We start from the raw sequence: 13,554 nt of genomic DNA, 5'->3' as shown, positions 1-13,554 counted from the left end.
ACAAAGTTCCACCAGGCATGTGGAGTCGTCACATGCGCACGACGGCTTTGGTATCGACCTCGGCAAAGGAGGTGTAGCCGCTGAGGGCCAGGGTGAGATCCAGGTCGGCAAGCAGGTTGGCCAGTAGTTCGCGAACACCCTGTTCGCCATTCAGAGCCAAAGCCCACATGTAGGGGCGTCCAAGGAGGACCGCCTGCGCTCCCAGGGCGACAGCTTTAAGTACATCTGATGCCCGCCGGATGCCGCTATCGAGGAGGATGGGAACTTCTCCCCGTACCGCCTCGGAGATGGCGGGAAGCGCGTCGAGCGAGGCAATGGCGCCCTCTACCTGGCGGCCACCGTGATTGGAAACGATCACACCATCCATGCCGGCGTCGATGGCTTTGCGTGCGTCATCGGGATGGAGAATGCCCTTGAGCAGGATGGGGAGCTTTGTTTGTTGGCGCAGGGTAGCCAGGTCCTGCCAGGTCAGGGAGGGATTGGTGAAAATAGCGAGGAAGCGCTGAATGGCCTCCTGGGGATTGACCTCGGGTGGCTGTGAGAGGCCCTTGCGGAAGGCGGGATCGCTCAGATAGTTGCCAATGCCCTGGCCCAGGATAAAGGGGAGATAGGCGTTTTGAATATCAGAGGGGCGCCAGGCCAGGAGATATGTGTCAAGCGTGACCACAAGAGCCTCGCATCCGGCCCGTTCCGCTCGCTGAACAATGCTCTGATTGAATTCCGGATCTTTGCTCCAGTAGAGCTGGAACCAGCGTGGCGCATCGCCCATTGCCTGTGCCACCTGTTCGAGCGGCGTCGAGGAGGCTGTACTGAAGATAAAGGGCAGGCCAACCGAGGCTGCCGCGCGTGCGGCCCCTGTCTCGGCTTCCGTATGGACAATCGACTGGACACCGATAGGCGCGAGCAAGATCGGGACTGGATAGCGCTTATTGAAAAGTTGGATGCTTAGATCGCGCTCCGCTACATTGCGCAACATGCGAGGAACGATGCGCCAGCGCTGAAAGGCCGCCAGATTGGCACGCATGCTATCCGCCATACCATTGAGATAGCCACTAGCCTCGGGCGTCATTGCCCTATTCGCGGCCTGCTCCAGGGCTTCGGGATCAACTGGCAGACTGGGGCGTTGACCTTGCAGGCCAGCCATATAGACCTGAAACTGGCGCTGTAGCCCATATGAAGAGGGAGGGGGTAGAGAACTCATGTCGTCATCCTTTCTCTGTGCGGTTAGCGGTGTCGCCACCACTCTAAGTATGCCTTATAGGTACCCCATCACACAAGAAAAAAAGGTGAAAATAATAGTAGGAGGGAGTCGAACCGCGCTCGACTCCCTTCCCTCCTACTATTACAAGTATGTAGGATTAGCCGTTCCAGCGGCCCTGGAAGACGAAGTCTTTCTGCTCTTTGCGGACGCGAGGAGCCAGTTCGCGCTCGCGGAAGTCGTCAGATAGGTCGTCAGAGTGACCGGGATAGCCGATTGCTATCATAGTCAGGGGGGCATAGCCCTCGGGAATGTTGAGTTCTTCGCGAGCCTTGCTGGCGTCGAAGCCACCCATCTGGTGCGTGGCCAGTCCAAGGTCGACCGCCTGCGTAACCAGGGCACCGGAGGCCATGCCCACGTCATAGAAGCTGACCGTCTCTCTGCCAGGAGCTTGGTAGAGTTTGGCTACGACGAGGACCAGGACGGGAGCCTTCTGCGCCCACATCGCATTGCGCTCAAAGAGAATCGAGGTCAGGCGAGCGTGCTCCTCTGGTTGTTCATTAGTTGCGTAGATGAAATGCCAGGGCTGCATGTTGTTGGCGGAAGCGGCCCAGCGCGCGGCTTCAAAGAGGCTATCGAGCTTTTCCTGTTCGACAGGGCGACTGGAGAAGGCACGAGGACTCCAGCGATGGCGAATCAAATCATGGATGGGATGCAGGTTGTCAGCAGGTTTATGGTGGGTTGTTGTTGTCACTATTCTATTCCTCTATTGCATATATTTGCGTATGTAGGTTACTTATTATTAGTCGCTTACATTATTTCACCATAAGCCTGCGAGATTGTCAAGCCCTTTGGCTAGATCTGCGTCAAAAGGATAAGGGGTATGTATGTGGAAAACGAGCTAAGTTCATTTTCCACATACATACCCCTTATCCTTGCCCTACACAGTTTCGGGTTGGGTGGCGATGCTTTTCTTGCGCTCAAGAGGAAGGGAGAAGCAGAAGGTTGCGCCCAGGCCCTCTTCGCTCTCGACCCAGATGTGACCCTCATGTTGCCTGATAATCTCCGAGGCGATATGCAGGCCAAGTCCCAGGCCCGGGATTGAGCGTTGCTCGGGGCGTTCCTGGCGAAAGAAAGGCGTGAAAATTTTCTCCTGGACATCTTTAGCAATGCCCGGACCAAAATCCTGGACACAGAGCGTTACATCCTGATCCGAGAGGCGGGTCTTCACAACGACGCGTTGGCTAGCACTGGCATATTTCATGGCGTTGGTCAGAAAATTGGTAATGACCTGGCCAAGGCGCATGCGGTCACCCCAAATTGTAACGCCGCTCTCGCCTTCCAGCTCAAGCGTAAATTGCTCATTGACCGCCTGTAGATCTTCTACAATCTCTTTTACTAGCTCATCGAAGGGGAAAAACTCCTCGGAGATCGAAAGCATTCCACCAGAGATGCGTGTGACATCGAGGAGGTCATCAAGCAGGCTGGTGAGTTTCGAGACCTGGGCATTCATGCGATTCACCAGTTGCAGGGCCTGATCATCTTCTGAGCGCTTGTAGCGTTTGTTGAGCAATTGAGCGTAGCCTTTGATGCTGGTGAGTGGTGTTTTGACCTCATGAACTACCATACTCATGAACTCATTCTTGCGTTTCTCCAGCTCCTGGACTGCCATCTTTTCGCTGATCAGCTTCTCGCGCTCAATCTCAGCCTTTTTACGCTCGATGGCATAGCGAATGATACGATGCAGGAGTTCACCCTGCAAATGGCCCTTGTCGATGTAATCGTCCGCGCCAGCCTGTAGGGCCTGGATATCGATCTCACCTTCGGTCGCACCCGTGAGGAGAACGATGGGACGTACATATCCACGTTCGCGGGCCTCTGTAAGCAGTTCAATACCATTATGAGCACCCAAGCGATAGTCAAGCATACAGAGATCATGTTGGGTATCTTCAAGCATGCGCGTCAGGCCATGGATATATGAGGTTTCCCATTCAAGCTCGTAGCGCACTCCCAAGATGCGCGAGAGGTGCTTGCGGAGGAGGATAAAATCCTCCTCGTCATCCTCAATGAGCAGAATTCTGATTATTGGTATCGTCATACGCATTGTTCTTTTCTTCAGGAGGTAGAGTGACAATCTCAAACCAGTATTTTCCCAGCATCTGCATTACTTCAATCAGGTTTTCAAAGGTAACTGGCTTGGTAATGAAAGAGTTCACGCCGAGTTTATATGAGCGATAGATATCCTCTTCCGCCTTTGACGTAGTAAAGACCACAACGGGGATCTCACGCAATTCTTCGTGAGATTTCAGTTCTTTAAGTGCCTCGCGCCCATCCATGCGGGGCATATTGAGGTCAAGCAGGATGACTCCCGGGCGTGGCGCCTTGGCTGGATCAGTAAACTCTCCCCTGCGTAAGAGGTAATCGAGCAACTCTTCGCCATTATGGACTGTGTAGAGAGGATTGAGTAGTTTGCCTTTTTCCAGGGCCTTCTGAGCTAACAAAATATCATCATCATCATCATCAGCCATTAGAATGATAAGGGTCTCTTTATTCGTCATATGTGTACTCCTGTTGTGTTGCATGAGAAATAGGGAGGGTTACAACGAAGGTTGAACCCTCGCCAAGGGTGCTGGATGCATTGATTGTGCCCTCGTGGCGCTCGATAATTTTGCGCACCACGGCCAGGCCAATCCCTGTTCCTTCATACTGCCCTTTGCCATGCAGGCGCTGGAAGACAATAAAGATGCGATCCAGATACTTCTCGTCGAAGCCAATGCCATTATCCTTGATGGTAAGCTGGCAATATGCAGGTGCAGGATTCTCTGCCTGCCCTTCTTCTTCTGTCGCGGGAAGAAGTTCAGCCGACACGGTAATTACAGGTGGAACGTCGCGTTGGTGAAATTTAAGCCCATTTCCGATTAAATTCTGTAGCATCTGACGCATTTGTACAGGATCGGCCTGGATGGTTGGTAGCTGGCCGATCTCGACTGTTCCCTGTGTGGTCTGGATCTGCACCTCTAAATCATCTACTACTTCCTGGGCAATCTGGTTTAAGTCAATGGTAGAGAACGGGAGGGCCTTCGTTGTCACGCGTGAGAAGGTAAGCAGATCGTTGATCAAGACCTGCATACGCGCGGCGGCCTGGCGCATGCGATCCAGGTACATTTTGCCTGAACCCAATTCCTTACCATGGTCCTCTTCCAGGAGATTACCAAAGGATTGGATTTTGCGCAACGGCTCTTGTAGATCATGGGAGGCGACGTAGGCAAACTCCTGTAATTCCTGGTTACTGCGCTGCAACTCTTTATTGGCCTGGTTCAGAGCTTCTGTTCGCTGATTGACGCGGTCTTCCAGCATGCTGGCGAAGTCCTGTAGCTCCTGGGCCATATCTACTAGCTGTTGTTCAGTCTCTTTGCGTCCAGTGATATCAATATTAATGCCAACCATATCCTGGGGACGGCCCTGGTCGTCGTAGGAGATAATCTCACCCATACCACGCAACCAGTGAGTCGTACCATCAGGCCAGATCACACGAAACTCTACGTTGTAAGGAGGTCCGCCAGCCATCGCACGTTGTAGATTTTCTTCGGTTGCCGCGATATCATCGGGATGAATGCGCTGTGTCCAGTTCTCGTACCGGCCCTCGAAGCCACCTGCTGGGAGGCCATAGAGTGCCTCTAGCTCTGGCGTCCAGATGATTTTATTGCTGGGAATATTCCACTCGAAGGTGCCGATGCGCCCAACGCGCTGTGCCAGTTGCAGGCGCTGCTCGCTTTTCTTAATGTTTTCGCGGGCATGAACCTTTTCGGTGACTTCGACTGCATGCACAAGAATACCATCGATCTTGCTCAGGGTGTTGCGAGTAGGCTGGTAGACAAAATCAAAATAGCTTTCCTGCCCGCCGTTATACACGAGCACTTCTTTACCAATATATGGTTTTCCAGTGGTATACACAGTGTCGAGTAGCTCAAAGAAGTGTGGATCATAGTCTGGTAAAGCTTCACGCACAGGTTTATGCAGGAAATCTCGATTTGCTACCAGGCGGCGATAGTGTTCATTGGCGAACTCGAACGTATGCTGTGGTCCCTGAAGTAGACAGATAAAGGCCGGAGCCTGAGTAAAGAGTTCATAGAGGCGCCGGCGCTCGGCCTCAGCCTTTTCCGCCATCTGACGTGTGGCCTCTTGCTGCTCATAGAGCGCCTCCTCCAGGCGCTTGCGCTCGGTAATATCCTCGACGACTGAGATAAAATATTGCGCCGCTTCGGTTTTATCCCGAGCCAGGGAGACCGTAAGATGTGCCCAGACGAGAGAGCCATCTTTGCGAAAATAGCGCTTATCCATAGCATATGTTTCGATCTCGTCAGCCAGCAACTGCTGAACATAAGCCAGGTCCGCATCCAGATCATCGGGATGAGTAATATTCTGAAAGGTCATGTGACGAAGCTCTAAGCGTGTATAGCCCAGAATATCGCATAGTTTCTGGTTGACCTGTAACCACTGCCCATCAAGGGAGACTAAAGCCATTCCGACAGCGGCCTGGTCGAAGACAGCCTGAAAGCGACGCTCAGCCTGGCGTACATTGTTTTGGAGTTGTGAAATAGAGCCTGGATCTTCTTGCGAGGAGGAAGTATGCATATTTTGTGTCATGCGTCTGTTTGTTCTCCCTTTCCCTATGTTTCCTATAAGGATGAGATGGGCACTTTGGCGTCTTCGCAGACGGGTGGTGCTGAAAAAGATGGGAAATGGCCCGATAGGGTTTCTCATAGCCGGTGTCTGGGACATATACTTCTTAACACGTAAGGGAGGTGCAAATAGATGAGGCTGGGGAAAGAACCTTACTTTTGATTGTGAATGTGTGTGTCTACGGTAGCAGAAGGTTGGTGGTTTTGGCAAGAAACAGTACTGATATATTCAGAGTCTTGTGACACTCCACGTCCCGTGAACGGGACGGGCTTCTAAGCAACGTTGCCGGTGTGGCCTGTCTCCGAGGAGACCGTACCTGAAGTACGTGGTTGTGCCAGCGCCTTGCTTAGACAACGTTGGGGCGTGTCTGCCCGACTACTCCTTCGCCTGGACGAGCCAGGTGGACGGAGATACGTGAAGGAACGAGGAAACTCTACATGAGAACCATAGGCAAGCGGATGCATATTGACCGAACCCACCAGGTCCCGGTGCCCGGAGAACTGGCAGGCTCGGCAGTCCCAATTTCTGCCTTTGGGCTTGTGTTTGTGCCCACATGCAGGACACCGGCTTGATGTTCCTCGTTCCGAGCCGGTGAAGCTCATGATATGGGCAGCCTTACTTTTGTGCGTGAGGTAATCAATGTCTTTGCCATATTGTAGGATAGGAAGCCGACGAGTTACCATTGCTGGCACTTTTTCGACTCCCCTCCCCCAAACCGAGCGGGCAGCTTTCACTGCACTCGGCTTTCCAGTATCGTCGTACGGGCCTTTTGCATAGCCAGTACATCCTTGAGCTTGATACTTTGTCGTCTCATCGGATGCCCATTAGTAATATCCTGATGACACGTTCGACAGAGAACCATTGTCTTGCGATGGCGTGCTGCCATGCGCTTGACCCATTCTGGCCTCTCACGTCCTGTGTATTTGGTTAGATCTTTGAGCGCACGAATATGATGTACCTCGATGTCATCTGTGAGACGTGTAGCTCCACAATATTCACAGACTTGAGCAAGGAGCCTCTGTTCTAACTCAGTTCGCTTCCCCCACAGGCGTTGAGGTTGGTCCTCTAGGGCTGCCTGAATATCCCACGTGAGTGCAATGCCGCCCCAAGTTGCTACGAGCGGCTCTTTCCCTTCTCTTGGCACGGTGACGCGTAGACCTTTGTAGGTCGTGTCTCCAACTACAATTTCTGCACGGTATTTGTCGTACACCTTTGGAACAGACAATTTCTGCTTGTTTGCCAGCGTCTTTGTGAGGGAGTGTTCCGTCACACGTTTTAGTTGGTCAAGCGTGTGCATGTTGTAGGCCAGGTGGTAGTAGTTGGCGATGCCTCGGAATTCGAGCTGGTACGTGGTGATAATGGTGTAATCACTCTCGTTGAGTAGTTCGGCCCGTTGAATCGCCTTTCCTGCTTTCATGTAGCACTCACATTTTTGTTGAATGACATCCTGTGGTACTTGCAATCCTACCCTTCCGTTGATACTGCGTCGATTCGTCCCCTGGTGGGGGTTGATAGAACGCTTCGTATTTTCCTGAAGGATGGTGACATGGTAGTTAAGAAATCTGGCAGTTTCACTCCTCGCGTGTGTGATGAGTGTTTTAGCATCGGTGAGTTCTAGCTTGAGGTCGTCGTGTAGAAACTCTGCGATTTGCTGCTTGATTTCTTCTGCTTCTGTCCGGGAGCCGATGAAACTCAGGAGAAAGTCGGGTAGGCCGCAGGCGAGGTGCTACATACATAGCCCTTTTCCCCCGGCCCCCCGCCGAACCACGCATGCCCGTTTCCGTAGCACGTGGCTCTCCAGTGTTTTCAAGTCCGTATGCGCTGTCCATTAGCTCGTCCAGCATGGATGTCTTCATGGCATTTGCGACAAACGATCAGGGTTTTTCGCCGCCGTGCTGCCATGATATACATCCATCGTGGTCGTTCTCGCTGTCCCTTGGGTTGGAGGTCTTTCAAAGCCCGGATGTGATGGACTTCTACCTGCATCTGAGAACCACAGAGTTCACAGACATTGGCCAAAAGCCGTTTTTCCAGTTCTGATCGTTGTCCCCACGTCCAGGGTAGGGAGTCTTCAAGGATTGCTTTCATGTTTCGAGCCAGAGAAATTCCCCCCCATCGTGCTATCAGTGGCTGTTTCCCTTCTCGTTCTACAGTCACTTGTAGCGCTTTTCTGGGACCATGTGGCGTCTCGACGGTGGTTTGGTAGCGGTCATAGACTTGAGAGACCGTAATGCGCAGCTTTTGCGCGAGTGTTGCCACCAGTGATCGCTCCATCACCCATTTGAGTCGATTGAGTTGATAGCGGTTTCCCGCTAGTTGGTAGTATTCTGCCAATCCCCTGTATTCCTGTTGATACTGAGAGATGATACTGTAGACGGTATCCTCTGTTCGTTCTTTTCGGGAAACGGGTTTTCCGTGCTGCAAATACTCCTGACATTTCTCTTGGATGACGTGCATGGGCGCTCTGAGGCCAATTTGACCGTTGAGACTTCGGTGTCCACGCCAGTCATGCTTCTGGTCGTTTTTGCACATCACGATCTGATAGCCCAAGAATTGGGCAGCTTCCGTTTGCGCATGGGTAATAAGCGTTTTGGTCTCGGAGAGTTGGAGCTTGAGTGTTTCGCGCAAAAATTCTCCGATCTGCTGCTTAATTTCTTCAGCTTCTTCTCGTGGACCGCTAAAACCGATGAGCCAATCATCCGCATACCTTGCATACCGAATGCGTCTGTAGCTTGGATCGGTTGGATCAAGTGCGGGAATCTGTTGCATTTGTCGGCGGAGCCGTTCTGCTTCTTCCGTTTGGCCTGATCTTCTCCGACATGAAGCTCGAAGCTTCAGAGAGGTGTAGGGAGGATTTTCTCTTCGTACCGTTCCTCGTGTGTACTTTGGAAGGAGAGTGTGTTCGGCAAATTTGTCCAATTTGTCTAAATAGACGTTGGCTAGTAGCGGACTCAGAATACCACCCTGTGGACTGCCACTGTAGGTGGCGTGATAGCACCATTCCTCCAGGTAGCCAGCTTGCAGGAGCATTTCGATGAGCCGAAGAAGACGACCATCGTGGATTTTCTCCCCCAAGATTGCCATCATGACCGTATGGTCAAGTGCGTCAAAGCACTGAGCAATATCGCCTTCTACCAGCCACTTTGTGCCTATCCACTTGTGGTAGATCTCATTGAGAGCAGTATGGCAACCTCGTCCTGGGCGAAATCCGTAGGAAGTTGGGCTAAACTGAGGCTCGTAGTATGCGGAGAGGATTAACCGCATCACTTCTTGTAGCAGTTTGTCTGACCAGGCGGGGAGTCCGAGTGGCCGTAATTTCTTCGAGCGTCGCTTCTCGATGTAAATGCGGCGTACAGGTGTCCACTTGTAGCGCTCATATCGCAGGGCTTCAATGATGGCTTCAATTTTGGACATGGACATTCCGTCAGCGGTTTCTTCCGTGGTTCCTGCTGTGAGGGCACCATCGTTCCTGTAGATCTTTCCGTAGGCTTTAAGGTACAAAGCAGGATTGAACAACAGTCGATAGACTCGTTCCAGCGGCAATCCTTGTTTACCGCGTTCATGGATGATACTCAATATCTGATCGGCATCTCGCATCTCGCGTACCTTTCTGGTGGTGAGTATCGAAAACACCTACCATCCTTCGCCATGTACAAGGTTACGTATTCCCTTGCGCGGACTACTACGATGGTTCCGTGACCGTGCCGCTCTCGCGGGGTAGGCCATCCCAAGTTCCCTGATTGCTAGACGTATCGAGCCTGACGTAGGTGCCGTGTTCGCTCCCTTGAGTGGAGTCGTTCTCCACCGCTCATCCTCTGGAGGGTTAAGGTGCCGACGACTTTGACACCCGATGAGGATGACCCCGCAACAGACGCTGTAATCGGGGAATGTACGCTTTCATCGCTGGAAGCTGCGGTTCAGCCAGTGTAGGTTTCACCATATCAGGCGGGTCTTGCAGAACAAGGCTTCAGCGTCTTCACGCCTTTTCCGCTTTCCCAACATGCTCCTTTCCCTTTCGACTTTCATCTCCAGGTAGGTTGGGTGACCCAGAAGTCATTTCCTCCAAACTTCTCCTCTCTGGGAGAGGGATCTAGCAGCCGGTTAAATGGCGCACGTCATCGGCGTATCTACAGTATCTCAGTCGTCGAAACTCAGGATCATCGAGGATTTGAGTGGGGAGTTGCTGAGCCTGTCTTCTCACTTTCTGTGCCATCTCTGTTTGCCCTTGTTTGAACAGCCAGTGGGCACGGTTCATGAGTTTTCTGTACTCAGGATTTTCCTTTCTCTTGTCCCCTTTGGTGTATTTTGGGATGAGAACGGTTTCTACATATTTGTCTAATTTGTCGAGTAGGATATTAGAAAGGATAGGGCTTATTACCGATCCTTGCGGAACTCCGCTTAGGGTTTGATTGTATTTCCAGTCCTCCAGGTATCCTGCATTGAGCAACTGCCGTATCAGATTGATGAAGCGTCCATCATGGATGCGCTCTCTCAGCATTGAGAGGAGTAGGTCGTGGTCGAGCCTGTCGAAGCAAGCGGCGATGTCGCCTTCAATGAACCACGACGTTGCGGGCCAATGGTAGTAGATGTCCTGCAAGGCTGTGTGGCAGCCGCGTCCCGGACGGAACCCGTGTGAGTGCTCGCTGAAAGTTGGCTCGTAGTAGGCTTCCAGGATCATCCTGATTACTTCTCCGAGAAGCTTATCGGACCACACCGGCATGCCTAAAGGGCGTTGCTTGCCATTTTTCTTGGGGATGTATGTTCTTCGTGCTGGTTGCCATTGATATCGCTCGTAGCGTAGTGCTTCGATGATCTTGTCAATTTTTCCCAGCGACATACCATCTGCCGTTTCATCGGTAACGCCTGGCGTCATTGCTCCGGTGTTCCGATAGATTTTTCCATAGGCCGTCAGATACAGGTTGCGATTAAACAGTTGTCTGTAGACCCGTTCAAGAGGCAGGCCCTTTTTGCCTCGCTCTTGAAGAAGTTCCAGGTACGCTTTGGTGCTCTGCATTACGCATGCCTCCGCGTTTGAAGCTTCACGATACCTACCCTGCTTTCCTTTATCAAGGGAAAGCTCGGGCCCTCTTTCGAGGGCTGCCCCTTTGCCATGTACGTGGTTTTCCCACGCTCGGACTACTACGGGGGTTCCGAACTCCTGGGACTCGCGTCCTTTAGAGTTTCCCATGTTTACGTGAGTGGAACGTTAAGTGCGCTACAGGTCTCCTTCTGTTCCTTTTCAGGCTCATTGCCTGCCGTTCCCCGAAGAGAGCTTTGTGGTATCCTGTGGGAACTGATACCTATTTCGGGGTCATCGCTTCATATGCGGTGCGATGGGAGTGGCCTACACCACGTGGAACTCGGGTTCGACAGTCTCAGTCTAACCATACGCACAGAACTTGCAGAGCGTGAACCTACGCATCTTCAGCTCGCCTCCGCTTTATTGACATGCTCTTGTCCTCTTTGGGTTTCCCCGCTAAGTAAGTCATTGTTCTGGAGGTGTGTTGCTCTCAACCTCCCCTGCATTGTGCAGGAATTCCACACACGCCGACATGGCGCACCCCACAAGGACATCCGTTGATTGTGATGGAGACCCTTGTTCTTGTCACGAACGCCATGAGGATTGCCAATGAAGAGCGTACCAACGTGCTCTTCTACACAAAAGTCGATGACGCTGCGCGTGGCTTTATGGCGCAGATCGCGAATTCGCCGCTCCGTTCGACGGCACTGCTTGCTTTTGGCTCGCTGCAACTTCTTCCAGCGTCGAGAAGACTTCTTGCACCTGGATTGCTTCTTCGCAATCTTGCCGAGCTGCTTGCTTCTCAGGTGTTTGAGCGAACGGATACCGCGTCCGGTGACGATCAGAGCCTGCCCGGTACTGGTGGTCACGGCTGCCAGGTGGATCTCGCCAAGGTCGACGGTAGCCTGAACGGTGCCAGGAGCCTCCTTGGCCTGTTGGATTTCTACGCAGACATGCAGCTCAAAGCCATTGTTCCAGACCAGGCTGCATGCCCCGCTGTTTTCGGGCAGATCAATGGGCAAAACCAGGGAAGGACGATCCTTGCCCATCGGCAGGACCACACGACCATGCTCTTTGGAGACGGCTTGGGCGGGCCACTTGACCGGATAGAACCGTTTTGTGCGCCAGGGGTACTTCATCTTCATCTGGGGATGACGTTGCCGGAGCGTGTGGATTGTCTCAATGTTGGCGAGGAAGGCGGCGACGACCATCTGGACCGATTGGCTATGGAGCGCAAAACGCCCTTTGGTCGCTTTCTGCAACTCGTCTCGTTCCGGCCATTTCGCATGGCTGGTGCGGGCAGCTTTGTGCGCTTCCATACATATATTCCAGACCTGCGCGGCTTCCATTTGGGCAGATTTGCAGTGTTGGAATTGTCTGGGTGACAGATGATTCAGTTGATAGATTTTCACCATTTTTATGCTACAATTGTAGTATAGATGAAAATAGCTTACAAGTGGGTAAAACCAGATATACCCACTACTCGATTGTGTATCATCTGATATGGATTCCCAAGTACCACCGCCGTATTTTGACGGGAGAGATCCAAAAAGAGACGAAACGGTTGATAGAGGAGTGCTGTCAACGGCAAGGTCTCACGCTCTTGGCGCTGGAGACGGACGAAGACCACATTCATGTGTTTGTGAGTGCTCCGCCACGTTTCAGCCCGGCATTGATAGCGAATCTGCTCAAAGGATACTCATCGCGCTCCTTACGCGAATAGTTTCCCAAACGCAAAAAGATGTGCGGAAAGGAGCATCTTTGGACGAGCAGCTACTACGTGGGCACGGCCGGGAACGTCTCAGCCGAAACGATCAAGCGGTACATAGAGGAGTGCCAGGGGAAATAAGGTGGTGCGCAAGCCCTACCACCCAGGCCCCAGAGAAGGAACGGCGCTTTCATCCCTCCCTGTTTAGGGGGAGGGATGAAAGCGCCGGTTGTTAATCTTGGGCTAGAGGCGTAGCAACTGGCGATGCGCCCTTCAGGGGACGCTGCCAGAAGAGGAGAAACATCGCGAGAAGCGTCACAAGTAGGAGACCACCCCAGCCAAGAAGGGCGATTTCTTCAAGGCCGTTCTCGCGCTTCTCTACCTCGCGCAGGGAGCGACCAGCCAGCACAAAGCCTGCTCCCCCTTTTATCTGGGTGACAACGATGGCGCTGCGGACACTGGGTTGTGGTTGCCAGGAGATCCGGTCCTCTCCCTGTTGCTTTACACTCTCAAATATGCCCGAGGGGATAGTAGGAGTCCCGCCATTGAGTTCCGCGGAGGAAGCAAGGGGCTTGCCGTCGCGATCAAAAACGATAAGATAGGGAGCCAGGCTGGTAGCGATATCGACCTTTTCCGTAGGCACCACTTGTTGTGGAGAGGCCCCGCTTGCCAGGCGTGCCGCTACATCCTCGGCCATCTGGATCTGCGGATCATCCGCGCCAAGGCGCTCGACCTGTTGCACCAGACCGTACATAATGACAAAAAGACCAGAGATAATAATAGCAGTTAGCAGCCAGTATTTCAGGATAGTTTTGGGCATCGAGATTCCCTCCTTGAAGCACGCTCAGATTCGTTCCTATTTCTTGCCATAATAAGCATAGCGCCTTCTCGTGCGGCTGGCTATGTTCTGAGTGCTTCTCTCAAGGTGCGTGTGTGCAGTAAGGG

10 protein-coding genes and 2 pseudogenes are annotated in these 13,554 nt (G+C 52.6%); 1 reads left to right on the top strand and 11 read right to left on the bottom strand.

The window, feature by feature from the left end:
* Positions 1-28 precede the first annotated feature (28 nt).
* The 10 genes and pseudogenes from KTE_RS43115 to KTE_RS43070 all read right to left on the bottom strand — a co-directional run bounded on the left by KTE_RS43115 (position 29) and on the right by KTE_RS43070 (position 12,220).
* Entirely contained in the window at positions 29-1,201 is a 1,173-nt protein-coding gene (locus KTE_RS43115; RefSeq protein WP_201393118.1) for an alpha-hydroxy-acid oxidizing protein, read from the bottom strand.
* Positions 1,202-1,358: 157 nt separating this feature from the next.
* Positions 1,359-1,952 (bottom strand): nitroreductase family protein, encoded by a 594-nt coding sequence (locus KTE_RS43110; RefSeq protein WP_236600990.1) that lies wholly within the window; start codon positions 1,950-1,952, stop codon positions 1,359-1,361.
* A gap of 186 nt (positions 1,953-2,138) precedes the next feature.
* Entirely contained in the window at positions 2,139-3,296 is a 1,158-nt protein-coding gene (locus tag KTE_RS43105) for an ATP-binding protein (protein WP_201393116.1), read from the bottom strand.
* Positions 3,262-3,756 carry a response regulator gene (locus KTE_RS43100; protein ID WP_201393114.1) on the bottom strand — a complete coding sequence of 165 codons (495 nt, stop codon included), beginning with the start codon at positions 3,754-3,756 and terminating at the stop codon, positions 3,262-3,264. Before KTE_RS43100 ends, KTE_RS43105 begins: the two co-directional genes overlap by 35 nt.
* Entirely contained in the window at positions 3,746-5,845 is a 2,100-nt protein-coding gene (locus tag KTE_RS43095) for a PAS domain-containing sensor histidine kinase (RefSeq protein ID WP_201393112.1), read from the bottom strand. The genes KTE_RS43100 and KTE_RS43095 overlap by 11 nt, the downstream gene beginning before the upstream one ends.
* Before the next feature lie 308 nt (positions 5,846-6,153).
* Positions 6,154-6,564: a transposase gene (locus tag KTE_RS43090; RefSeq protein ID WP_236601057.1), complete on the bottom strand. Its 411-nt coding sequence runs from the start codon at positions 6,562-6,564 to the stop codon at positions 6,154-6,156.
* A gap of 47 nt (positions 6,565-6,611) precedes the next feature.
* Positions 6,612-7,298 (bottom strand): group II intron reverse transcriptase/maturase, encoded by a 687-nt coding sequence (locus KTE_RS43085; protein ID WP_201392141.1) that lies wholly within the window; start codon positions 7,296-7,298, stop codon positions 6,612-6,614.
* A gap of 389 nt (positions 7,299-7,687) precedes the next feature.
* A complete protein-coding gene (locus tag KTE_RS43080) occupies positions 7,688-9,478 on the bottom strand; it encodes a reverse transcriptase/maturase family protein (protein WP_201387146.1) in 1,791 nt (596 codons plus the stop codon).
* 499 nt (positions 9,479-9,977) lie between these two features.
* Positions 9,978-10,895 (bottom strand): annotated as a pseudogene (locus KTE_RS43075) (reverse transcriptase/maturase family protein); the annotation flags it as partial.
* Positions 10,896-11,305: 410 nt separating this feature from the next.
* Positions 11,306-12,220 (bottom strand): transposase, encoded by a 915-nt coding sequence (locus tag KTE_RS43070; RefSeq protein WP_201393108.1) that lies wholly within the window; start codon positions 12,218-12,220, stop codon positions 11,306-11,308.
* Positions 12,221-12,282: 62 nt separating this feature from the next.
* On the opposite strand from KTE_RS43070, the pseudogene tnpA reads away from it, so the two are divergent.
* Positions 12,283-12,750: pseudogene (gene tnpA / locus KTE_RS43065) on the top strand (IS200/IS605 family transposase).
* Positions 12,751-12,841: 91 nt separating this feature from the next.
* On the opposite strand, the gene KTE_RS43060 reads toward tnpA, so the two are convergent.
* On the bottom strand, positions 12,842-13,429 hold the full coding sequence (locus KTE_RS43060; protein WP_201393106.1) for a hypothetical protein: 588 nt from the start codon (positions 13,427-13,429) through the stop codon (positions 12,842-12,844).
* Positions 13,430-13,554: the final 125 nt, after the last annotated feature.

The sequence above is a fragment of the Ktedonobacter sp. SOSP1-85 genome (assembly GCF_016587415.1).
Lineage (GTDB): Bacteria > Chloroflexota > Ktedonobacteria > Ktedonobacterales > Ktedonobacteraceae > Ktedonobacter.
The sequence above is the reverse complement of the archived record's forward strand: the minus strand, read 5'-3'. Positions and strand labels throughout refer to the sequence as shown.